Raw genomic sequence first — 20,539 nt, forward strand, 5'->3', positions numbered from 1 at the left:
TGCGAGAGGGCTCAGTTCGACTGCGCAGCGCCGCCATAGATGTCGAAGTCGAAATACTTCTTCGAGATCTCGTCATATTTGCCGTTGGCGCGGATCGCCTTGATGCCGGCGTTGAACTTTTCCTTGAGCGCGGTGTCTTCCTTGCGGATGCCGGCGCCGACGCCCGGTCCAAGCACTTCGTCGTCCGGAGCCACCATGCCCTTCAGGTCGCAGCACGCCTTGCCCTGGTCGGTTTTCAGGAATTCGCCGAGCGCGATCGAGTCGGCCTGCACCGCGTCGATGCGGCCGGCGGCCAGATCGTTGTTGGCTTCGTCCTGCGTCTGGTATTCCTTGATTTCCTGCGCGCCGGTGAAGTGCTTCTTGGCGTAGACCGCATGCACGGTCGAGACCTGGACGCCGATCACCTTGCCCTTGAGATCGTCCGGCGTGGCGCCGAACTTCTGGTCCTTCGGTCCGATGATGGCGGTCGGGGTGTTATAGTACTTGTCGGAGAAGTCGATCGTCTTCTCGCGCTCGGCTGTGATCGACATCGAGGAGACGATGGCGTCGATCTTCTTCGTCGTCAGCGCCGGGATGATGCCGTCCCAGGCGACGGGGGTGATCACGCAATCGAGCTTCTCCTCGGCGCAGACGGCGTCGACGAAGTCGATCTCCCAGCCCACCCATTTGCCGCTGGCATCGGGCGATGTGAAGGGCGGGTAGGGCTCGGCGGCGACGCCGATCTTGACCTGCTCGGCCTTGGCCACGCCACCCATCGCCGCGACGCCGAGAAGCAGCGCGGCGGCGAATGTCTTGAGAACAGTCTTCATTTCAGGACTCCCAGTTTGTTGTTGTTCCCGGTTTTTCGCTCCGCTTGATGCCGGCTCCTAGCCGACATTGCGGAGGAATTGCTTGAGCCTTTCGGATTTGGGCGCGCCGAACAATTGCTCCGGCGAACCTTCTTCCTCGACCAGCCCGTTGTAGAGATAGACGACATGCGTCGCGACCTCGCGGGCGAACTTCATTTCATGCGTCACCAGCACCATGGTGCGCCCCTCGCGCGCCAGGTCGCCGATCACCTTCAGCACTTCGCCGACCAGTTCCGGATCGAGCGCCGACGTCGGCTCGTCGAACAGCATGACGCGCGGATTGATCGCCAGCGCCCGGGCGATCGCGGCGCGCTGCTGCTGACCGCCGGACAGGAAGGCCGGATAGACGTCGCGCTTCTCCGCCAGCCCGACGCGGGCGAGCAGCTTCTCGGCCTGGGCGATCGCTTCGTCGCGCTTGACGCCGAGCACGTGCACCGGAACCTCGATGACGTTCTCGATCAGCGTCATGTGGCTCCACAGGTTGAAATTCTGGAACACCATTCCGAGCCTCGAGCGGATGCGCTCGATCTGCCTGCGGTCGGCCGGAACGGTGTGGCCGTGGCTGTCGGCCTTGAGCTTGATCTCCTCGCCATTGACCCGGATGATGCCGCTGGTCGGGTTTTCCAGGCAGTTGATGCAGCGCAACAGCGTCGACTTGCCGGAGCCGGAGCCGCCTATGATGGCGACCACCTCGCCGTCGCGCGCCGACAGCGAAACGCCCTTCAGCACGTGCAGCTGGCCGAATTTCTTATGCAGGTTTTCGACATGGATGGCTTCGGCGGCGCCGCTTTGCGCCTTGCCGGATTGGACTGCGGCAGCTTCCGCCGCGCTCACCGGGCGACCTCGAAGGGAGGTCGTCGAACGTCTATCCGGCTAATCAACATACGCTGTGATGCCCACTCCAGACTTCAGCATGGACCCGACAGCGCGAGCCCGTCAATCCCGCTCATTACGGCACTTGCGGCGTTGTTGTGCAAGTGTATAAATAGCCTCTCATGAAATTTTTTCGATTTTTTTCAGCATAAAAGGGCATCGATGAGCGCTTTCGGATCACAGTCCATGGCGGCGCCGCTGCGGCGTGTGCTGATGCGTTCGGCGGCCAATGCCATGCGTGGCGCCGACAGGGCTGCCTGGCACTATGGCCCCGGCTTCAACCCGGCGAAAGCAGCCGAGCAGCATGCGGTCCTTGCCGAACTGGTGGCGGCCTCCGGCGCCGAAATCGAATGGATCGAGGACACGGCCGACGGTCTCGCGGATTCGGTGTTCACGCATGACCCGTCGCTGATGACCGGTCGCGGCGCGCTGATCCTGTCCATGGGCAAGCCCTTGCGCGCCGGCGAGCCCTCGCTGCATGAGGAAACCTATAAGAGGCTGGGCATTCCGATCCTCGGCCGTGTCGAAGCCCCCGGCCAGGTCGAAGGCGGCGATTGCGTGTGGCTGGATGCCCGCACGCTGGCGATCGGGCGCGGTCTGCGCTCCAACCAGGAAGGCATCCAGCAGCTTTCAAACCTACTGACGCCGCTAGGCATTTCCGTCTACGGCTTCGACCTGCCGCTGTGGCAGGGCGAAGAAGCATGCCTGCATCTGATGTCGGTGATCAGCCCGCTGGCAGACGACCTCGCGCTGGTCTATTCGCCGCTTCTGCCGGCCCCGTTCTATCAGATGCTGAAGGCGCGCGGCATCCGGCTGGTCGAAGGCGACCCGCAAGAGTTCGCCGCTTCCAACGGCCTCAGCCTTAACGTGCTTCCGACCAGCCCGCTCAAGGTCATTGCCGTGGCGGGCTTTCCCAAGACCAAGGCCGCGATGGAAGCCGCCGGTTGCACGGTCGAGATTTTCGAGGCGGATGCGCTCTGCATCGCTTGTGAGGGCGGGCCGACATGCCTGACGCGGCCGATCCTGCGCCAATGAATGCGCGCCGCAAGTTCCGCCGTGAGGGCGAGGAGCGGCGGCGGCAGGATCTGGTCGATGCGACCCTGGACAGCGTGGCCGAGCATGGCCTCGAGGGCGCCACTGTCCGCACCATCGCCTTGCGAGCCGGCGTCACCGCCGGGCTGATCCGCCACTATTTCCCCGGCAAGGAAGATTTGCTGCAGGAAGCCTATGCGGCGTTGATGGGCCGCATGACCGAGCAGGCGAAAGCGGCCTTGGTCATGGAAGACGCCTCGCCGCGCCAACGGCTTGCGGCTTTCGTCACGGCCAACCTCAACGCGCCGATCATCGACCAGCGGGTGTTTTCGCTCTGGGCGACCTTCATAGGCCGCGCCGGCGCGGATCCGTCGCTCGCTCGCGCCCATCGCGAAGGCTATCTCGGCTTCCGCAACGAGGTGGAAGCGGTCGTGGCCGAAGTGCTCGCCGCCGAACGGCGCAAGCCGGACGCAGCCGAGCTGCGCCGCCATGCCATCGCGATCAACGCGATCATCGACGGGCTCTGGATCGAAGGCTGCCTGGCCGGCGAGATGTTCTCGCCCGGCGAACTGGCGGCAATTGGCATCAAGACTGTCGAGGCCGAACTCGGCCTCGTGCCGCCAGAGCAATTCCAGGAAAAGTGAGAAGCGGTTAGGTTCGGCCACTTCGCCGTAACTTTCCGTCCGGAATTGCGTAGGAAACAAAGCTCCAAGGGGAAAAAACCAATGACCACCATCGGCGAAGCGCTGATCACCCTGCTCGAAGCGCATGGCGTCGACACAGTCTTCGGCATTCCGGGCGTGCATACGGTCGAGCTCTATCGCGGCCTGGCGCGCTCGAAGATCCGCCATGTCACGCCGCGCCACGAACAGGGCGCCGGCTTCATGGCCGACGGCTATGCGCGCGCCGGCGGGCGGCCGGGCGTCGCCTTCGTCATCACCGGGCCGGGGCTGACCAACACCATCACCGCCATGGGCCAGGCGCGCGCCGATTCGGTGCCGATGCTGGTCATCTCCGGCGTCAACGCCACCGATACGCTGGGAAAAGGGTTGGGCTTCCTGCATGAGCTGCCCGACCAGCGCGGCATGATGGAAAAGGTGGCGCTGTTTTCCGAGCGCGTCACCGAGGCCCATCAATTGCCGGGCGTGCTCGCCCGCGCCTTCGCGCTGTTCTCGTCGGCGCGCCCGGGACCGGTCCATATCGAGATCCCCACCGACGTCATGGTCAAGCCCGCCGACGGCATCGCGGCGGCGCTGAGCAACGCCGTGCCGCCCGCTCCGGTCCCGGCGGAGATTGCCGAAGCGGCAAAGCTCATCAAGGCCGCGCGGCGGCCGCTGATCCTCGCCGGTGGCGGGGCAAGGAAGGCCGACGCGGCGCTGCGGCGCTTGGCAGAGACACTTGGCGCGCCGGTCGTCGAGACCGCCAATGCGCGCGGCCTCATGCATCGCCATCCGCTATGCGTGCCGGCGAGTCCCAGCCTCAAGGCCGTGCGTGCGTTGATGGCGGACGCCGATCTGGTGATTGCCGCCGGCACCGAATTCGGCCCAACCGACTATGACGGCTATGGCGACGGCGGCTTCGTGCTGCCGAAGAACCTGATCCGCATCGATATCGGCGCCGACCAGATCGCGCGCCGGCCGGTGACGGTCGGTATCCAGGCGGATTGCGCCGACGGGATCGAGGCTTTGCTTGCGGCGATCGGGCCTGGCCATGCTGCGGCAAGCGATGGCGAAGCTCGCGCAGCCGCCGCGCGAGACGCTGCGCTGGCCGAGCTGAAGCCCGAGTACCTGGCGCAGGTGCGCGCAGTGGAGGCGATCCGCGACGCGCTGCCCGGCGCCGTCATCGTCGGCGATTCGACCCAGCCGATCTACGCCGCCAACCTCTATTACGACCACGACCGTCCCGGCGGCTGGTTCAACGCCGCGACCGGCTTCGGCGCGCTGGGCTACGGGCCGCCGGCGGCGATCGGCGCGGCGCTGGCAGTGCCGGACGCGCCGGTGGTGTGCCTCACCGGCGATGGCGGTTTCCAGTTCACCTTGCCGGAGATCGGCGCCGCGCTCGATGCCGAAGCGCCGGTGATCTTCGTCGTCTGGAACAATCGCGGTTATCGCGAGATCGAGACTTCGATGCTCGATGTCGGCGTCGAGCCGGTCGGCGTGTCGCCGGCACCGCCCGATTTCTGCAAGCTCGCCGAGGCCTATGGCATCGAGGCCGAGCGGCTGGCCGGGGCCGGCGGCCTCACCGAGGCGCTGAAGCGTGCCCGCGCAGCCGGCAAACCGCGCGTCGTAGAAATCACCGTGGACTGAAGACCTTGGCGGGACTGGTGCTGTGGTCGGCCCCGTCGGGCCGCACTGTATCACGGCCTTCGCCAACGATCTGAAGGAAAGCCGCGAACACGACACGGGTCCCCGCATCGCCGGCTACGGCATCGAGGACCAGTCGCTCGGTCAGGATCTTATCCGGCGCGGCCTGCAATACCAGCGCACCCGTGCGAGTACCACCGTAGCCCTGGCAGATATTGCCCGTCCCTATTACGATAGGAGTTGGAATAGGAGCTTTAGGTGTTCTGAGTGGGACGAGATTCGCGAGGGGCAACGCTGAAATGAAAAATGTTCAGGTGATCGATGGTGCCGACAATGCTGCATACAATGTTTATGAGATTTCAGATGATAAGTTCGAATTGATATTTCCTGATGGTCAAGATATCGAGTTTATTGAAGACTTAGTTAGACGCATTGGTCGCAAGAAATCAGGAGAAGTTATAAGTGCACTGAATAAAGGTCTAAAAAAGAAAAGTGAGATTAGTGGGATACACGGAACACTGTTCTATGAACTAAGGCGCCAGAAGAAGCGTTATTATCCGAACAAAAGGTTTTCTGATGACCCTTCAACGGCATATTGATGGCCATTGCCAATAGGTCGCCCCTGCCTCGGATTCCCCAGAATATGGTCGAATAATACCGCTTGTCCCATCAGTCGGGTCGTAGCCGCGTGACGTCGCGCGGCTGCGACACGACGCATGCAAAGACGCTGCGCCAGCCATGTCGATATTTCAATTGAGTGACAGTGCGAAAGGCGCGACGTTCGAGCCTGGGGCGGCATAACCCAAGATATAATCATAAGAAAATGACAGGAGCGGTCTAAGTATGACGGAAACGCTGAATGGCAGGCATGTCGTGGTGACGGGCGGCACTGGGGCGCTCGGCGGCGCGGTTGTCGGCAGATTGCTGGAGCAAGGCGCGATCTGCCACGTGCCCAATGCCCACGCGGCGGCCCCGCCGCATTTTCCTTACGCAGCCCACGCCAGCGTGCATCTGGCGCATAATGTCGACCTGTCGGATTCGACCAAGGTCGAAGCCTTCTACCATCAGGTCCCGGAGCTCTGGGCCTCGATCCACCTTGCCGGCGGCTTCACCATGGCGCCGGTCGAAAAGATCGAGTCCGCCTCCTTCGCCGAGATGATGGACACCAACGCCCGCACCGCCTTCCTGTGCAGCCGCGCCGCGGTGCGCTCGATGCTGGCCTCCAACACGGCCGGCCGCATCGTCAATGTCACGGCGCGCGCCGGCCTCGATCCGAGGCGCGGTTCCGGCATGGTCGCCTATGCCGCAAGCAAGGCGGCGGTCGCAGCGATGACGGTGGCCATGGCCGAGGAGTTGAAGCACAAGGGCATCCTCGTCAACGCGGTGGCGCCCTCGACGCTCGACACGCCCGCCAACCGCGCCGACATGCCCGACGCCGATTTCACCAAATGGGTCAGTCTCGAGGCTGCCGCCGAGGCCATTGCCTATCTCGCTTCGCCCGCCAACCAGGCGATGAGCGGCACGCTGGTCCCGCTCTACGGCCGCGCCTGACCGCACGAATATCCGACAAAAGAAAAACCCCGCCGGATCGCTCCGGCGGGTTTTTTTTCGGTAGGCGGAGGGACTTAGCTGCCCTGCTTCTTCAGCGCCGCGCCCAGGATGTCGCCCAGCGAGGCGCCGGAGTCGGTCGAGCCGTACTGGGCGACCGCTTCCTTCTCCTCGGCGATTTCCAGTGCCTTGATCGAGACCTGCAGCTTGCGGGTCTTCTTGTCGAAGGCGATGACGCGGGCATCGACCTTCTGGCCGACGGTGAAGCGCTCGGGGCGCTGCTCGTCGCGGTCGCGCGAAAGGTCGGAACGCTTGATGAAGGTCTCGATGCCGCTGTCGACCAGCCGCACGTCCAGACCGCCATCCTTCACGCCGATGACCTCGCAGGTGACGACGGCGTTCTTGCGCAGCTCGCCGCTGGTGGCCGCTTCGCCGACCGTGTCACGGGCCAGCTGCTTGATGCCGAGCGAGATGCGCTCCTTCTCGATGTCGACGTCGAGCACCTGCGCCTTGACCATGTCGCCGCGATTGTACTCTTCGATGACCTGCTCGCCCGGACGGGTCCAGTCGAGGTCGGAGAGATGCACCATGCCGTCCACGTCGCCTTCCAGACCGATGAACAGGCCGAACTCGGTCTTGTTCTTGACCTCGCCCTCGACCTGGCTGCCGACCGGATGGCTCGAGGCGAAAGCCTGCCACGGGTTTTCCAGCGTCTGCTTGAGGCCGAGCGAGATGCGGCGCTTGGCCGGATCGACCTCGAGCACCACCACGTCGACTTCCTGCGTCGTCGACAGGATCTTGCCGGGGTGCACGTTCTTCTTGGTCCACGACATTTCCGAAACGTGGATGAGGCCCTCGATGCCCGGCTCCAGCTCGACGAACGCGCCGTAGTCGGTGATGTTGGTGACGGTGCCCTTGATCTTCTTGCCGATCGGGAACTTGGTGCCGATATCCGACCACGGATCCGACTCGAGCTGCTTCATGCCGAGCGAGATGCGGTGGGTTTCCTGGTTGATGCGGATGATCTGCACCTTGACCGTCTGGCCGATGTTGAGGATTTCGGTCGGATGGTTGACGCGGCGCCATGCCATGTCGGTGACATGCAGCAGGCCGTCGATGCCGCCGAGGTCGACGAACGCACCGTAGTCGGTGATGTTCTTGACCACGCCTTCGACCACCTGGCCTTCCTCGAGGTTCTGCACGATTTCCGAACGCTGTTCGGCGCGGCTCTCCTCGAGCACGGTGCGGCGCGACACCACGATGTTGCCGCGACGGCGATCCATCTTGAGGATCTCGAAGGGCTGCGGGTTGTGCATCAGCGGGGTGACGTCGCGGATCGGGCGGATATCGACCTGGCTGCGCGGCAGGAACGCCACGGCGCCGTCGAGGTCGACGGTGAAGCCGCCCTTGACCTGGTTGAAGATGACGCCTTCGACGCGCTCGCCCTTGGTGAACTTCTCTTCGAGACGGACCCAGCTCTCTTCGCGGCGAGCCTTTTCGCGCGACAGCATGGCTTCGCCAAGCGCGTTTTCGATGCGCTCGACATAGACTTCGACGGTGTCGCCGACCTTGAGAACGGATTCCTTGCCCTTGGCGCCGAATTCCTTCAGCGGCACGCGGCCCTCGACCTTGAGGCCGACGTCGATGATGGCCATGTCCTTTTCGATCGCGGTGATCGTGCCCCGGACAACCTGGCCCTCGCCGGAATGGCCGGCGGTGAATGATTCTTCGAGCATGCTCGCGAAATCGTCGCGAGACGGATTAGCTACTGACATTGTTTCTCCTGGAATACCCCGCATCTCGAGCGGGGCGGGCGCCGTGGGTTAGCGTTGCGTTGAGCCTGCCGGCGTTCCGGGCTGAAAGCCCTTGGCCGCTTTTTCAGGCGGCAAGTCCGGCGCATGAGAATGCTGGCAGGCTGGTTCGTGCCCGATATGGGTATTTTCTCTGCCTCCGGCAACGGAAGCCCAAGGAAAACCCGAATCAGGCCTTGTTTCTCTTGGCAAGGACCTCGTCTACGATCGCCATCGCCGCCAGAAACGCGGCCTCTATAGCCATTTCGCTGGTATCAAGCAAGTGCGCGTCCGCCGCCGGCTTCAATGGCGAGTCCGCGCGGCCCATGTCGCGCTCGTCGCGGCGCTCGATATCGGCGAGGATGGTGGCGAAGTCGGCGCTGCCGCCCATGCTCTCAATCTCGGCCAGCCGGCGCCGCGCCCGCACCGCGGCACTTGCCGTCACATAGAGCTTGATGTCGGCATCCGGGCACACCACCGTGCCGATGTCGCGGCCGTCGAGCACCGCGCCCGGCGGCGCCGTGGCGAAGGCCCGCTGCTTCTCGACCAGGATGCGCCGCACCGTGGGGATGACCGCGACCTTGGAGGCCGCCTCGCCCACCGCATGCGCCGACAGCACGGTACGATCGAGGTTCGAGAGGTTCACCTGCCGCGCCGCGGTTTCCGCGGCCGAGACATTGTCGAGTGGCAGGCCGAGCTCGAGCAGCTTGTGGGCCACCGCGCGGTAGGTAAGGCCGGTGTCGAGCAGGTTCAGCCGGTAGTGGTCGGAAAGCCGCCGGGCCAGCGTGCCCTTGCCGGCGCCGGCGGGGCCGTCGATGGCGATGGTGAAGCCGGTCGTCATTCGAACCCTCGCTGCAAGCGCTTCATTCCACCGGCGCTCGAATTCAGCCGCCGTGGTCTCGGAGGCCTCGAACTGCCTGTCCGAATTGATCTCATCGAGATCGGGGGAAAGCTTCGGTGGAATTTCTTGTTCCACCAACCTCGGTATCATCCGATCCGTCGACAAGCTTGCCCCGGATGGCAAAGCCCACAGACCCATCGGCATAGAACTCTATAGTTCGGTTCTGGAAGCAATCGTCAGCAATTTCATACCAGAGATGAGATGGCTCTTCCTGTTTGTCATGCTTCCAATGGACGTGGACGTATCTCACTCGATCTCCGCGCCCAGGCCCTTCATCAGCCCCATGAACTCGGGAAAGCTCGTCGCGATCATGTTGGCGTCGTCGATCGTCACCGGCTTTTCTGTCGCCAGACCCATCACAAGAAAGCTCATGGCGATGCGGTGGTCGAGATGTGTTTGCACCTTCGTGTCCTGTCCGTTCGGATGCCCGCCAAGCCCCTTGCCGCCCGGCGTGCCGCGCACGGCGAGCGAAGCCTCGCCCTCGCTGCAGTCGACGCCGTTGAGTTTCAGGCCATTGGCGACCGCGGCCAGCCGGTCGGATTCCTTGACACGCAATTCCTCCAGGCCCTGCATCAGAGTCTCGCCTTCGGCAAAGCTCGCGGCGACGGCCAGCACCGGGTACTCATCGATCATCGACGGCGCGCGCTCGGCCGGCACCACGACACCCTTGAGATCGGAGGAACGGACCCGCAGGTCCGCCACGTCCTCGCCGCCGGCATTGCGCGGGTTGAGGATGTCGATGCGGCCGCCCATCTCCTGCAGCGTCAGAAGCAGCCCGGTGCGGGTCGGGTTCATCAGCACGTTCTCGATTGTAATGTCCGAGCCCGGTACGATCAGCGCCGCCACCAGCGGGAAGCCGGCCGAGGACGGGTCGCCGGGCACGGCGATCGTCTGCCCGGTGAGCTTGCCCTGGCCTTCGATGAAGATGTGGCGCACGCCGCGCTCGTCGGTCTCGACGGTCAAATTGGCGCCGAAGCCTTTCAGCATCTTCTCGGTATGGTCGCGCGTCATCACCGGCTCGATCACCGTGGTGATGCCCGGCGTGTTGAGGCCGGCAAGCAGCACCGCCGATTTCACCTGGGCGGACGCCATCGGCACGCGATAGGTGATGGGCGCGGCATGTTTCGGGCCGCGCAGCGTGATCGGCATGCGGTCGCCGGGTGCCGCCTTCAGCACCTGCACGCCCATCTGGCGCAACGGGTCGAGCACGCGGCCCATCGGCCGGCCCGAAAGCGAGGCGTCGCCGATGAAGGTCGTCTCCATGTCATAGGTGCCGACCAGGCCCATGGTGAGCCGCGAGCCGGTGCCGGCATTGCCGAAATCGAGCGGGCCTTCGGGCTGCAGCAATGCGCCGTTGCCGGTGCCGCGGATCACCCATTCGGCGCCCTTCTTCTCGACATGCGCGCCCATTGCCTGCATGGCCGCGCCCGTGCGCATCACGTCCTCGCCTTCGAGCAAACCGGTGATGCGGGTTTCGCCGGAGGCCAGGCCGCCGAACATGAAGGAGCGGTGCGAGATCGATTTGTCGCCCGGCACGCGCGCGGTGCCGGAAAGGGCAGGGGATTTGCGGGCCGTGGCTGGCTTAGCGCCGGCGGAGTGAGACATCCTCGTCTTCCAAATGAAATGCCGGCTGGCCGGCTCGGTTCGTCATGTTGCGGCGGTCTCGTATCACGGCGCGCTGCAATGGTCATCCCCTTGGCGCGGCCGTTCGAACGCGGGCTTTTACGACGCCGGCTTTTGGCTTTGACAGCGCCCGAAACTGCGGTTAAGGGGACCACTCTTTTGTTGACGAGGCCTGCTGTGGCAAAAACTGAACTTGGCACCAAGCGTGTCGACCCCGAAACGGGTCGGAAATTCTACGATCTCAACAAGGACCCGATCGTCTCGCCCTATACGGGCAAGAGCTATCCGCGCTCCTATTTCGACGAAGGCAAGATTTCTGCCATCGAGGAAGAAGAGGAGGTCGCTGACAAGGAAGTGGACGGCGACGAGGAAGAAAGCGCCGAAGTCGTTTCGCTCGAGGAAGCCGATGACGAGGCCAAGGGCGGCGGTGACGATCTTCCCGATCTCGGCGACGATGAGGATGAAGATGTCGATCTCGGCGACGATGACGACGACACCTTCCTTGCCGACGAAGAAGAAGAGGACGACGACGTCTCCGACATGATCGGCGTCGGCGACGACGAGGACGAGGTTTGATTTGATCGTTTGCCGGCCATTTTGGCCTGTGACGAAAAAGCGGCTTTTCAAGGCTTGATCTTGACCGAAGGCGGCGCTAGAAGCCGCCAGCACTAAACGACGGCGCGGTTCCCAACCGCGCCGGATCTCTTCGCCGGAAACGGCACCGGCTGACTGCCGGGAGTGGGGCCATAGCTCAGTTGGGAGAGCGCTTGAATGGCATTCAAGAGGTCGTCGGTTCGATCCCGATTGGCTCCACCAAACAGTCCTTCTAATCTAGTTGGTAGAACAAATTTTTTTGGGAATGGGCGCGGCCAACCCTCACCAAGACCCTAACTTGGACGGTTTCTGTCAGCGATGGGAGCCTCCGCGTGACCAAGCCAAACTCCGGTTCTCGCGATGACGTAAAGCGGGAGTTTGAAGGCGTTGTGGAGGAATGACCTACGCCGTCTATTCGCCAGGATGGCGAAAGTCATCAAGCAGGGACATTGTCGCCGGTCATCCAACCGTCATGCTGTTGGCTTAACATCCACAAATCTAGATGGATGGATGCATGGACAAGGCTGCTGCTCTGCTCGTGCTGGCCGCGCTTGGCCAGGACACAAGGTTAGAGGCTTTCCGGCTGCTTGTGCGAGCGGGTTCAGAAGGCGTCCCAGCCGGCGAGATCGCATCCCAGCTCGGAACAGTGCAGAACACCATGTCAGCACATCTGAAGGTCCTCGACCGCGCGGGGCTGGTTCGCGCCGAACGCGACGGGCGGATCATCCGGTATCTCGTCGACATGAACGTCTTTCGCGATCTGCTGGCCTACCTGATGGAAGACTGCTGCGGGGGCGCACCAGAGCTTTGCCAGCCGGTCATCCAAGCGGCGACCTGCAAATGCTGACCACCTCAATCTCACCGGAGCCCCGCCACAATGTCCGCTGACCTGCCGCGACGGCTCGCTGCCGAAGCACTTGGAACTGCCATGCTGGTCGCGGCTGTGATCGGGTCCGGCATCATGGCTGATCGGCTGACCCATGATATGGCGCTCGCCTTGCTTTGCAACACCCTGCCGACCGGCGCGATACTCGTCGTATTGATCACCATACTCGGCCCGATTTCCGGTGCGCACTTCAACCCTGCGGTCACGCTCGTGTTCGGCTTGAAGCACCAGATCGGCCGCGACGTCGCTTTCACCTACGTGGCAGCCCAGCTTGCTGGAGGCATTCTCGGAACGCTGGTGGCTCATGCCATGTTCGACATGCCGCTCTTCAGTCTCTCGACCACGATACGCTCGGGGTCTGGCCTGTGGATCGCCGAGGCCGTCGCGACCTTCGGGCTCGTCTTCACCATCCTTGCTGGTCTTCGCTTCCGCGCGGATGCCATCCCGTGGCTGGTTGGTCTCTACATCGTGGCCGCCTACTGGTTCACAGCCTCGACATCGTTCGCGAACCCAGCGGTGGCCGTGGCCCGTGCCCTCTCCAATACCTTCGCGGGCATCCGGCCGCTCGACGTCCCCGCCTTCGTCGCCGCTCAACTCGCTGGGGCACTGCTGGCAATGACGCTCGCCAGCTGGCTACTTGCGGAACCCCAAGCCCTCACGAAAGTGGAGCCTGCCGAATGACCATCACGATCTATCACAACCCCCAATGCGGCACTTCGCGGAACACGCTCGCCATGATCAGGCAGAGCGGCGAAGAGCCCGAGATCATCGAATATCTCAAGACGCCCCCCTCGCGTGCCAAGCTGGTTGAGCTGATCGCAGCCATGGGTATCACTCCGCGTGCCCTGCTGCGGGAGAAGGGAACGCCCTTTGACGAGCTTGGGCTTGCCGACCCGAAGTGGTCGGACGATGATCTGATCGACGCCATGCTCAAGCATCCGATCCTGATCAACCGTCCAATCGTGGTGACGCCGTTGGGTGCGGTCTTAGCGCGACCATCCGAGGCGGTGCTGCCGATCCTGCCCAATCCCGACATCGGCCCGTCCACCAAGGAGGACGGCGAGGTGGTGATCGACGAGAGCGGCAAACGGGTCGTCTGATCCTATTTCGATCATTGTCGAAATAGGTGTTGACCTGCGTTGGCGGCGGGTGCAGTCTATTTCCATGAAACTCGAACAAGCCGCCAAACAGCTCGAAGCCATCGGCAACCCGACACGGCTCAAGCTCTATCGCACACTGGTCAGAGCCGGCGAAGCAGGCCGGCCGGTGGGGTACTTGCAGGACACCCTTGGCATCGCGGCCTCGACGCTGTCCCATCACCTGCATCGCCTCATTCTGAGCGGCCTCGTGACGCAGGAGCGGCAGGCGACGACCCTGATCTGTCGGGCCAACTATCCCATCATGCGCGACTTGATCGGCTTCCTGGCTGACGAGTGCTGTGCAGACGCCGCTTGCAGCGCGACGGAGAGCGACGCGGCGGCATAGTCTCTTTTTTTGCATCGTATTTCTATGATCCCGGAAGGATGGAAAAAATGTCAATGAATGACCATGACGCCCTCCCTGTCGCCGTCATCGGAGCTGGCCCGGTCGGCCTGGCGGCTGCCGTCCAGCTTATTCGAAGGGGGCTCCCGGTGAAGGTCTATGAGGCCGGCGCCGTTATCGCCACCAATCTCAAGGACTGGGGTCATGTTCGCGTGTTCACGCCTTGGCGCTACTGCGTTGATCAGGCAGCCCGAAAGCGTCTTGAGGAGAGCGGCTGGACGATGCCCGAGCCCGAGGCTTTCCCCACCGCTGATGAACTGATCGCCCGCTACCTTGAGCCGCTCGCAAAGCTCCCTGAACTCTCCTCATCCATCGAAACCAGCGCGCGCGTGGTTGGTGTTTCCCGTTGGGGCGCAGACAAGGTTCTGAGCAAAGATCGAAGGGCGCGACCGTTCATGCTGGTGGTCGAAACCGGGGAAGGCGTCAGACGCGACAGGGCGCGGGCCGTCATCGACGCCTCAGGCACGTGGCAGACGCCAAATCCACTTGGGGCCGGTGGTATCCCAGCGGAAGGCGAAGCGGAGTGCGCAGACAAGATCGCCTATGGCATTCCCGACATTCTCGGCCGTGATCGAACCGTCTATGCCGGCCGCGCCACGCTTGTTGTCGGCTCGGGCCATTCGGCCGCCAATGCCCTGCTCGATCTCGATAGGCTGGCTGCCCTTGAGCCTGGAACCGCTTTCGTCTGGGCGACACGCGGGACCGATCTGGTTCGCATCTACAGCGGTGGAGACTTGGATCAACTGCCGGCGCGCGGCGAGCTTGGTTCCGACGTTCGCGAACTGGCGGAGAGCGGGCGCACAAAGCTCGTTACTGGCTTCGCGACACTGGTCATCCGAAGCGCAAACGGCCGCCTGGCAGTCGAAGGCCAAACGAAGGACGGCCTACAAACGCTCGGGCCTTTCGACCGCATCATCGCAGCGACGGGCCAGCGGCCCGATCTGTCCCTCACCCGTGAGCTCAGGCTTGACCTCGATCCGTGGCTTGAGGGGGTCAAGGCGCTGGGGCCTCTGATCGACCCCAACGAACACTCCTGCGGCGACGTGCCCCCGCACGGCCATCGCGAACTCGGCCATCCCGAGCCCGACTTCTACACTGTCGGCGTTAAGAGCTACGGCCGTGCTCCAACCTTCTTGCTGCTGACCGGGTATGAACAGGTGCGGTCCGTCGCGGCGGCCCTCGCTGGTGACATGGCGGCTGCGGATGCGGTGCAACTGGTGCTACCCGAAACAGGCGTCTGTACGGTTCCCCAATCGACCATACGCGCGACCGCTGGCGGATGCTGTGGTGGCCCCGCTCCTTCCAAGACTGACGCCTGTTGTGTCGCCGATGCTGAAGCGAAGGCCGCTGGCAAGGGTGGCTGCGGGTGCGGGGTAGCAGCCTAATCGCATCACGCCCCGATGGAACGCAGCCGCCGAACGATCATCACCGTCCTCGGACTGACCCAGATCATGGCCTGGGGGTCGACCTATTATCTGCCGGCGGTCATTGCACCGAGGGTCGCCGCCGACACCGGCTGGCCACTGCCTTGGGTCGTCGGTGGATTGTCGCTCGGCCTGCTCGTCGCCGGGCTGATTTCACCTCGCGTCGGCTCATCCATTGAGCGCCACGGCGGCCGGAATGTCCTTGCGTTCAGCGCCGGCTGCATCGGCGTCGGCCAGATAGGGCTCGCTGCCTCGCCGAACCTCTTCGCCTACATCGCTGCTTGGCTCGTTGTTGGACTTGGGATGGGGGCAGGCTTGTACGATGCCGCCTTCGCGACCCTCGGCCGGCTCTACGGGCATAGCGCGCGCTCGGCTATCACACCCCTTTCGTTGTTCGGCGGCTTCGCCAGCACGATCTGTTGGCCGATCTCGGCCTTCCTGATGGGTGAGACGGGCTGGCGCGGCACATGCCTCGTCTATGCTTCGGTCCAGTTGTTGTTCGCCCTGCCCCTCTATCTCGGAATGTTGCCGCGTGGGGTGCCGCTGCCCGGCGTCCCAGACCGACCGGGGAAGGCGCAGGTTGGCACTCCCGTTCAGCCGGCCTCAGTTCCGATCATGGTCGTCCTGGCTGCCACGCTGACCTTGGCGGCGGTCATTTCGTCGACGGTGTCAGTTCATCTACTCACCATCTTGCAGGCCAGCGGCATGGCGCTCGCCGCCGCCGTTGGGCTGGGGGCACTGGTCGGCCCGGCTCAGGTGTCGGCGCGTGCCGTCGAGATGGTCATCGCCCGCTACCATCATCCAATCTGGACCAAGTTCGCGTCGGTGAGCTTCGTGGCCATCGGCATTGGTGCGCTCTGGGTCGGGGTTGCGATGGTGCCTGTGGCGCTGGCGTTCTACGGTGCCGGCATCGGTCTCGAAACGATAGCGCGAGGCACGCTGCCGCTCGCCCTGTTTGGCGCTACGGGATACGCGAGGATGATGGGACGTCTCGCCATGCCCAGCTTGATTGCTCAGGCAGCAGCGCCGTCGGTCGGGGCGTTGTTGTTGGAGCATGTCGGCGCTCACGGCACGCTTGCTGCTCTGGTTGGCTTGGCGCTGCTGAATGTCGGGCTGGCGTGTGCATTGGGCTGGCTAATCTTTCGGCATCGAGCCGCCATGCTGGTTCAGGTGCATGGCGGGAGTTCGACCGGGACCTAGCCAGAAAGTCCTAAGAGCGGGAGCGTGTTCAAGCTCACCATAGATAACTCTCCGGATTTGATTTTTTTGCGGAGATTGGCTCCACCAAACAGTCCTTCTCCGACCACGAGTTTTCCGGCGGCCGAAAATAGTCCGCTGCCCTTTACAAGCCTGGACCATCGTTTCGCGAAACGCCTGAACGACGCGCGGGAGATTCGCGATTCTTCGTCAGCAATCGAAGCGATCATCTCGCAGCTGTGATGGAATCCCCGTTGACAACGAACATCGCTTTGTGAAACGGTGAGAACGTTCTCAGAGAACGTTCTCACCGCAGCTGCGACCTTACCTGGGAGGAGGTATGAGCACCGACGAGACGCGGCTAGCCGTCCGCATCGCCAAGATTGCGAAATCCTACGGGCCGACCGTCGCGCTCGATTCCGTCTCCATCGACCTGCGTCCGGGCGAAGTCCATGCGCTGCTGGGCGAGAACGGCGCCGGCAAGTCGACGCTCGTGAAGATCCTGAGCGGTGTGGTGAGGCCGGACAGCGGATCGATGTCGATCTTAGGCTCGCCCTATACGCCGCACGGCATCGTCGATGCGCGCACGCAAGGCGTGGCGACCGCTTTCCAGGAACTCAGCCTGCTGCCCAACCTCAGCATCGCCGAGAATCTGATGCTGCCGAAAATGCCGAGGGGCATGCTCGGCCTCGCCTCGCACCGCACGGCCATGGCTTCCGCCGGCAGGATCCTCCAGGATTATGGTCTCGCGCATTTCGATCCCGACACGCCGGTGGGCGTGCTTTCGCTGTCGGACCGTCAGCGGCTCGAAATCGTCCGCGCCTTCACCCATGCCGCGAAACTGCTGATCCTCGACGAGCCGACGGCGGCGCTGGCCGACGTGGAATGGCTGTTCGAGCTCGTGCGCCGGCAAAAGGCCCTGCAGACCGCCATCCTCTATATCTCCCATCGCCTCGGCGAAGTGCGCACCTTGTGCTCGCGCGCCACCATCTTGCGCAACGGCCGCAGCATCGGCACCGTCGAGCTTTCGGGCGCCTCCGACGCAAACATCTTCGAGATGATGGTTGGCCGCAGCGCGCGTGAGGCCGTCAACGCGTTGCCGGCGACGGGCGATACCGCGCCCATAGCGCTCGGCGTCAAAGGCCTCTCGGGCGGCATCCTGAGCGACGTGTCGTTCAATGTCAGGCAGGGCGAGATCGTCGGCATCGCCGCGCTCGAAGGGCAGGGCCAGCGCGACCTGTTCAGGACGCTGATCGGACTTACCAAGGCCAAGGGCGGAAGTGTCGAGATCGACGGCGTGCGCGCCCAGATCGCCAGCCCGGGCGCCGCGCTCCATTTCGGCAACGGCCTCGCCTATCTGCCCGAGGATCGCAAATCGGAAGGTATCCTCGCCGGCCTCACCACGGCCAGCAACATGGTGCTGCCGATCATCTCCCGCATCGCGCGGGGCGGTATCGTCTGGCCCGCCGGTGAGCGTCGCGTCGCGCGCGAAACCGCCGCGGCGGTCGACCTGCAGGAGCGCTACCTGCATTTCAAGATCGACGAGTTGTCCGGCGGCAACCAGCAGAAGGCGCTTTTGGCGCGCGTCATCATGACCGGCGCGCGCACGCTGCTGCTCTTCGATCCGACGCGAGGCGTCGATGTCGGAACCAAGCAGTCGATCTACGAGGCGATCCGCAAATTCGCCGCCGATGGCGGTTCCGTGCTCTTCTATTCGTCCGAGCTGCCGGAACTCGTCCATCTCGCCCATCGCTGCATCGTGCTCTATGGCGGCCGCATCTTCGCCGAATACCAGGGCGACGCGATCGACGAGCAGACGATCGTCGGCGCGCTGATCGGCCATGCCCGGGGCACGAAGACGGAAGTGGCGGCATGAGCGCGATAGCGGCAAATACGGCACCCCGCCGCTCGCCCTTCTGGCGCGCCGTCATCAGCGGCACCGGCATCGTCGCGCTGATCTATGTGCTGCTCTACGCGCTCTATGCGTTCTGGCAGCCCGATGCGCTCTCGGTCTACACATTCACCGACCTCGTCAACAATTCGACGCCGCTGGCGCTCGCGGCGGCGGGCGAGACGCTGGTCGTCATCAGCCGCGGCTTCGACCTGTCCGTCGCGGGCGTCGTCTCGCTCACCAACGTGCTGATGGCCGTCTATCCGCTCGACGGTCCGGGCGGGGCGCTGGTCAGCCTTTTGATGTGCTGCGCCATTGGCGCCTTCGTCGGCATGATCAACGGCATCCTGGTCGCCAGGCTCGGACTTCAGACCATCGCCGCGACGCTCGGCACCATGATCGTCTGCCAGGGACTGGCGCTGGTCATTCTCGACGCGCCCGGCGGCACGGTCGCCGACTTCGTCACCTACACCTTGACCGATACGCTCTTCGGCGTCGTTCCGATCGCCGGCCTGTTCCTGGTCGCCGCCGTCGTGCTGTGGCTGGCCTTCCGGCGAACCAACACCGGTATCGGCCTCTATGCGATCGGCGCCGACGAGCAGTCGGCCCGTTTCTCCGGCGTCGCCGTCTCCGGCGTTCGCATCACCGCCTTCGTCGGCGCCGGCATCCTCTACGGCGTCGCCGGCTTCATGCTGAGCGCCCAGACCGCCACCGGCAATCCGACGGCGGGCACGCCGTTCCTGATGCTCACCTTCGCCGCCGTGGCGCTCGGCGGCACGCCGCTCAGCGGCGGCCGCGGCAGCCTCGTCGGCTCCATCCTCGGCGCCGGCACGCTCATGCTTCTGCAGAAGGTGCTGTTCTCGGGCGGCGTGTCGTCTTTCTACACCGGCATCTTCCAGGGCTTCGTGCTGGTGCTTGCGATCGTCTTCGGCAACACGGTGGCGCGCCTGCTCAAGAAGGACGAAGCCCGGTGAACGCGCACAAGGACATAGCGATGCCTTTCGACGCCTCCTCCGACCAGCGCGGCAGGCAGAAGCTCGACCGGGAAACGGTGAACACGCTTGTCGTGTTCGGCCTGAGCATCGTGCTCGTGGTGTGCTCGCGGTTCATCAGCCCGGCGCTCGGCTCCTGGAGCCAGGTGCTCACGGTGCTGATCCTCGCCTCGTTCCTGATCATCCTGTCCTTCGGCCAGGGGCTGGTCATCCTCATCGGCGGACTGGATCTCTCCATCCCCGCCCTGATCACGCTCGGCGGCGTGCTGACCACGACCTGGATCGGCACGGGCGACGCCGGCATCTGGTACGTGCTGCCCGCCATCCTGGTCATCTGCGCCATGGTCGGCGCGGTCAGCGGCATCGGTATCGTCTGGCTCAAGGTGCCGCCCTTCATCATGACGATGGCGACGTCGATCGTCGTCGCCTCGGTGGCGCTCGGCTATACCAGCGGCACGCCGCGCGGCGGCTCGCCATCGGGCCTCCTGTGGCTGATGAAGGCGTGGTTCCTCGGCGTGCCGGTGGTCATCTACTTCACCCTCGCCTTCATCGTGCTCGGCTGGCTGTTGCAGAACTTCACCGCGCTCGGCCGCCGGCTGCGCGCGCTCGGCACCAACAGGAACGCCGCGCTCATCGCCGGCGTCAGCGTCAACCGGCTCGAGCTCGTTCCCTATGCCATCAGCGCCGCCTGCGCCGGCTTCGTCGGCATGATGCTGGTCGGCTACTCGAACGGCGCGACGCTCAGGATGGGCGACAGCTACATGCTGCCCTCGATCGCCGCCGTCGTCATCGGCGGCTCCTCGATCCTCGGCGGCAGCGGAACCTTCATCGGGACGGTCGGCGGCGCGATCCTTCTCACGACGCTCGGCACGATGATCTCGGCCATCGGGCTGAGTGAAGGATGGCGCACCATCATCGAGGGCGCGATCATCGTCGGGGCGCTGCTGCTGCTGCGGGGCGAGTTCCTGACCCACATCGGAAATCGGATGCTGACGCGAAGGAAATGACCATGCGCCCGCATGCCAATGCTTTTTGTCCAATTGTGAGAACGTTCTCACAAGCTCTGGTCCGGCACCTGCAAGGGCCAAATTCCAA

Annotated in this window: 22 protein-coding genes and 1 tRNA gene; 18 read left to right on the top strand and 5 right to left on the bottom strand. The window is 64.0% G+C overall.

Annotated features, from left to right (window positions below):
• Nucleotides 1-11: 11 nt before the first annotated feature.
• Together FJ471_RS06300 and FJ471_RS06305 are read right to left on the bottom strand one after the other, a co-directional pair.
• Nucleotides 12-809 (bottom strand): transporter substrate-binding domain-containing protein, encoded by a 798-nt coding sequence (locus tag FJ471_RS06300; protein WP_140802294.1) that lies wholly within the window; start codon nt 807-809, stop codon nt 12-14.
• 57 nt (nt 810-866) lie between these two features.
• Nucleotides 867-1,682 carry an ABC transporter ATP-binding protein gene (locus tag FJ471_RS06305; protein ID WP_140802295.1) on the bottom strand — a complete coding sequence of 272 codons (816 nt, stop codon included), beginning with the start codon at nt 1,680-1,682 and terminating at the stop codon, nt 867-869.
• Nucleotides 1,683-1,883: 201 nt separating this feature from the next.
• Here FJ471_RS06305 and FJ471_RS06310 point away from each other — a divergent pair, with 201 nt between their 5' ends.
• The 6 genes from FJ471_RS06310 (at nt 1,884) to FJ471_RS06335 (ending at nt 6,607) form a co-directional block, all read left to right on the top strand.
• Nucleotides 1,884-2,756 (top strand): dimethylarginine dimethylaminohydrolase family protein, encoded by an 873-nt coding sequence (locus FJ471_RS06310; RefSeq protein WP_140802296.1) that lies wholly within the window; start codon nt 1,884-1,886, stop codon nt 2,754-2,756.
• A complete protein-coding gene (locus FJ471_RS06315; protein ID WP_140802297.1) occupies nt 2,726-3,397 on the top strand; it encodes a TetR family transcriptional regulator C-terminal domain-containing protein in 672 nt (223 codons plus the stop codon). The genes FJ471_RS06310 and FJ471_RS06315 overlap by 31 nt, the downstream gene beginning before the upstream one ends.
• A gap of 81 nt (nt 3,398-3,478) precedes the next feature.
• The gene (locus tag FJ471_RS06320; protein ID WP_140802298.1) at nt 3,479-5,059 is read left to right on the top strand and encodes a 5-guanidino-2-oxopentanoate decarboxylase; all 1,581 of its coding nucleotides are present in this window, start codon (nt 3,479-3,481) and stop codon (nt 5,057-5,059) included.
• 22 nt (nt 5,060-5,081) lie between these two features.
• Nucleotides 5,082-5,354, top strand: a complete 273-nt coding sequence (locus FJ471_RS06325) for a hypothetical protein (protein WP_140802299.1) — start codon at nt 5,082-5,084, stop codon at nt 5,352-5,354.
• A 1-nt stretch (nt 5,355) separates the two neighbouring features.
• Nucleotides 5,356-5,655 (top strand): hypothetical protein, encoded by a 300-nt coding sequence (locus FJ471_RS06330; RefSeq protein WP_140802300.1) that lies wholly within the window; start codon nt 5,356-5,358, stop codon nt 5,653-5,655.
• A gap of 244 nt (nt 5,656-5,899) precedes the next feature.
• Nucleotides 5,900-6,607 carry an SDR family NAD(P)-dependent oxidoreductase gene (locus tag FJ471_RS06335; RefSeq protein ID WP_140802301.1) on the top strand — a complete coding sequence of 236 codons (708 nt, stop codon included), beginning with the start codon at nt 5,900-5,902 and terminating at the stop codon, nt 6,605-6,607.
• Nucleotides 6,608-6,681: 74 nt separating this feature from the next.
• Here FJ471_RS06335 and rpsA read toward each other — a convergent pair whose 3' ends face one another.
• The 3 genes from rpsA to aroA form a co-directional block, all read right to left on the bottom strand.
• Entirely contained in the window at nt 6,682-8,379 is a 1,698-nt protein-coding gene (gene rpsA, locus FJ471_RS06340; protein ID WP_140802302.1) for a 30S ribosomal protein S1, read from the bottom strand.
• A gap of 205 nt (nt 8,380-8,584) precedes the next feature.
• A complete protein-coding gene (cmk, locus tag FJ471_RS06345) occupies nt 8,585-9,235 on the bottom strand; it encodes a (d)CMP kinase (protein ID WP_140802381.1) in 651 nt (216 codons plus the stop codon).
• Between the two features lie 306 nt (nt 9,236-9,541).
• Entirely contained in the window at nt 9,542-10,900 is a 1,359-nt protein-coding gene (gene aroA, locus FJ471_RS06350; protein WP_140802303.1) for a 3-phosphoshikimate 1-carboxyvinyltransferase, read from the bottom strand.
• 195 nt (nt 10,901-11,095) lie between these two features.
• Between aroA and FJ471_RS06355 the strand changes: the two genes are divergently transcribed.
• From FJ471_RS06355 to FJ471_RS06410, 12 genes are all read left to right on the top strand, one after another.
• A complete protein-coding gene (locus FJ471_RS06355; RefSeq protein WP_140802304.1) occupies nt 11,096-11,494 on the top strand; it encodes a TIGR02300 family protein in 399 nt (132 codons plus the stop codon).
• 164 nt (nt 11,495-11,658) lie between these two features.
• A tRNA-Ala gene (locus FJ471_RS06360) sits at nt 11,659-11,734 on the top strand.
• A gap of 292 nt (nt 11,735-12,026) precedes the next feature.
• Nucleotides 12,027-12,359, top strand: a complete 333-nt coding sequence (locus tag FJ471_RS06365) for a metalloregulator ArsR/SmtB family transcription factor (protein ID WP_140802305.1) — start codon at nt 12,027-12,029, stop codon at nt 12,357-12,359.
• 30 nt (nt 12,360-12,389) lie between these two features.
• The gene (locus FJ471_RS06370; protein ID WP_140802306.1) at nt 12,390-13,079 is read left to right on the top strand and encodes an MIP/aquaporin family protein; all 690 of its coding nucleotides are present in this window, start codon (nt 12,390-12,392) and stop codon (nt 13,077-13,079) included.
• Entirely contained in the window at nt 13,076-13,498 is a 423-nt protein-coding gene (gene arsC, locus FJ471_RS06375; protein ID WP_140802307.1) for an arsenate reductase (glutaredoxin), read from the top strand. Before FJ471_RS06370 ends, arsC begins: the two co-directional genes overlap by 4 nt.
• A 64-nt stretch (nt 13,499-13,562) precedes the next feature.
• Nucleotides 13,563-13,883, top strand: coding sequence for a metalloregulator ArsR/SmtB family transcription factor (locus tag FJ471_RS06380; RefSeq protein WP_140802308.1), 321 nt, complete (start codon nt 13,563-13,565; stop codon nt 13,881-13,883).
• 53 nt (nt 13,884-13,936) lie between these two features.
• On the top strand, nt 13,937-15,325 hold the full coding sequence (locus tag FJ471_RS06385) for an NAD(P)-binding protein (RefSeq protein ID WP_140802382.1): 1,389 nt from the start codon (nt 13,937-13,939) through the stop codon (nt 15,323-15,325).
• Nucleotides 15,326-15,340: 15 nt separating this feature from the next.
• Nucleotides 15,341-16,564 carry an MFS transporter gene (locus tag FJ471_RS06390; protein ID WP_140802309.1) on the top strand — a complete coding sequence of 408 codons (1,224 nt, stop codon included), beginning with the start codon at nt 15,341-15,343 and terminating at the stop codon, nt 16,562-16,564.
• 24 nt (nt 16,565-16,588) lie between these two features.
• Nucleotides 16,589-16,804, top strand: coding sequence for a hypothetical protein (locus FJ471_RS06395; RefSeq protein WP_140802310.1), 216 nt, complete (start codon nt 16,589-16,591; stop codon nt 16,802-16,804).
• Between the two features lie 97 nt (nt 16,805-16,901).
• The gene (locus FJ471_RS06400; RefSeq protein ID WP_140802311.1) at nt 16,902-18,437 is read left to right on the top strand and encodes a sugar ABC transporter ATP-binding protein; all 1,536 of its coding nucleotides are present in this window, start codon (nt 16,902-16,904) and stop codon (nt 18,435-18,437) included.
• Nucleotides 18,434-19,426: an ABC transporter permease gene (locus FJ471_RS06405; protein WP_140802312.1), complete on the top strand. Its 993-nt coding sequence runs from the start codon at nt 18,434-18,436 to the stop codon at nt 19,424-19,426. The genes FJ471_RS06400 and FJ471_RS06405 overlap by 4 nt, the downstream gene beginning before the upstream one ends.
• Entirely contained in the window at nt 19,423-20,451 is a 1,029-nt protein-coding gene (locus FJ471_RS06410; protein ID WP_140802313.1) for an ABC transporter permease, read from the top strand. The genes FJ471_RS06405 and FJ471_RS06410 overlap by 4 nt, the downstream gene beginning before the upstream one ends.
• Nucleotides 20,452-20,539: the final 88 nt, after the last annotated feature.

Origin of the sequence: Mesorhizobium sp. B2-7-1 (assembly GCF_006440735.1) — a bacterium.
Classification (GTDB): Bacteria; Pseudomonadota; Alphaproteobacteria; order Rhizobiales; family Rhizobiaceae; genus Mesorhizobium.

What these genes read in the sequence shown, in the direction of transcription:
- FJ471_RS06300 (WP_140802294.1), bottom strand. Translation starts at nt 809, where the DNA reads ATGAAGACTGTTCTCAAGACATTCGCCGCCGCGCTGCTTCTCGGCGTC.
- FJ471_RS06310 (WP_140802296.1), top strand. Translation starts at nt 1,884, where the DNA reads ATGAGCGCTTTCGGATCACAGTCCATGGCGGCGCCGCTGCGGCGTGTG.
- FJ471_RS06315 (WP_140802297.1), top strand. Translation starts at nt 2,726, where the DNA reads ATGCCTGACGCGGCCGATCCTGCGCCAATGAATGCGCGCCGCAAGTTC.
- FJ471_RS06320 (WP_140802298.1), top strand. Translation starts at nt 3,479, where the DNA reads ATGACCACCATCGGCGAAGCGCTGATCACCCTGCTCGAAGCGCATGGC.
- FJ471_RS06330 (WP_140802300.1), top strand. Translation starts at nt 5,356, where the DNA reads ATGAAAAATGTTCAGGTGATCGATGGTGCCGACAATGCTGCATACAAT.
- FJ471_RS06335 (WP_140802301.1), top strand. Translation starts at nt 5,900, where the DNA reads ATGACGGAAACGCTGAATGGCAGGCATGTCGTGGTGACGGGCGGCACT.
- rpsA (WP_140802302.1), bottom strand. Translation starts at nt 8,379, where the DNA reads ATGTCAGTAGCTAATCCGTCTCGCGACGATTTCGCGAGCATGCTCGAA.
- cmk (WP_140802381.1), bottom strand. Translation starts at nt 9,235, where the DNA reads ATGACGACCGGCTTCACCATCGCCATCGACGGCCCCGCCGGCGCCGGC.
- aroA (WP_140802303.1), bottom strand. Translation starts at nt 10,900, where the DNA reads ATGTCTCACTCCGCCGGCGCTAAGCCAGCCACGGCCCGCAAATCCCCT.
- FJ471_RS06365 (WP_140802305.1), top strand. Translation starts at nt 12,027, where the DNA reads ATGGACAAGGCTGCTGCTCTGCTCGTGCTGGCCGCGCTTGGCCAGGAC.
- FJ471_RS06370 (WP_140802306.1), top strand. Translation starts at nt 12,390, where the DNA reads ATGTCCGCTGACCTGCCGCGACGGCTCGCTGCCGAAGCACTTGGAACT.
- arsC (WP_140802307.1), top strand. Translation starts at nt 13,076, where the DNA reads ATGACCATCACGATCTATCACAACCCCCAATGCGGCACTTCGCGGAAC.
- FJ471_RS06380 (WP_140802308.1), top strand. Translation starts at nt 13,563, where the DNA reads ATGAAACTCGAACAAGCCGCCAAACAGCTCGAAGCCATCGGCAACCCG.
- FJ471_RS06385 (WP_140802382.1), top strand. Translation starts at nt 13,937, where the DNA reads ATGAATGACCATGACGCCCTCCCTGTCGCCGTCATCGGAGCTGGCCCG.
- FJ471_RS06390 (WP_140802309.1), top strand. Translation starts at nt 15,341, where the DNA reads ATGGAACGCAGCCGCCGAACGATCATCACCGTCCTCGGACTGACCCAG.
- FJ471_RS06400 (WP_140802311.1), top strand. Translation starts at nt 16,902, where the DNA reads ATGAGCACCGACGAGACGCGGCTAGCCGTCCGCATCGCCAAGATTGCG.
- FJ471_RS06405 (WP_140802312.1), top strand. Translation starts at nt 18,434, where the DNA reads ATGAGCGCGATAGCGGCAAATACGGCACCCCGCCGCTCGCCCTTCTGG.